This window comes from Vibrio sp. 10N.261.55.A7, from assembly GCF_002877365.1.
Classification (GTDB): Bacteria; Pseudomonadota; Gammaproteobacteria; order Enterobacterales; family Vibrionaceae; genus Vibrio.
In genome coordinates this window covers 1-514 of record NZ_MCWZ01000245.1, presented here as the reverse complement: position 1 = coordinate 514, position 514 = coordinate 1, and the positions used below count along the sequence as shown (strand labels likewise).

Here is a 514-nt window from a genome sequence, read left to right as displayed (position 1 = left end):
GGTCCTAGGTGCCCTTATGCGCAAAAGAAATGTGTCGAAATTCCTCAGACAAGGCGCATCAAACACCATAAATTTGCTTGTCACTTCCCTCTGAATATGGAGAAAAAATCTTGAGCGCACTGTTAGAAGTCAATGGACTAAAAAAAGATTTCGTCACCCGTTCAGGGCTTTTTCGCAAAAAGGTCCAGCACGCTGTTAAGCCTGTCAGCTTTTCGCTTGATGCCGGGCAGACCATTGGTTTTATCGGTAAAAACGGTTCAGGTAAGTCAACATTGGCAAGAATGCTATCAGGAATGGTTGAACCCACTTCTGGCCATATTCGAGTTAATGGTGAATTGTTGGAGCACAAGGATTATGCCACTCGCTGTAAGTTGATTCGCATGATCTTCCAGGACCCTAATACTTCACTCAACCCAAGAATTCAAATTGGTAACATTTTGGAGGGCCCGCTCAAGCGGAACACGAGTATGCCTCCGGAAGCTCGTGTTAAACGTGTAAAAGAGACATTAAGACG

The 514-nt window shown here is 44.7% G+C and carries 1 protein-coding gene and 1 pseudogene; both read left to right on the top strand.

Annotated features, from left to right (window positions below):
• Positions 1-114: pseudogene (locus tag BCU12_RS11300) on the top strand (peptide ABC transporter ATP-binding protein); the annotation flags it as partial.
• The coding region (locus BCU12_RS11295; protein WP_133153872.1) for an ATP-binding cassette domain-containing protein at positions 111-514 on the top strand (404 nt) is incomplete at its 3' end. The pseudogene BCU12_RS11300 and the gene BCU12_RS11295, both read left to right, overlap by 4 nt.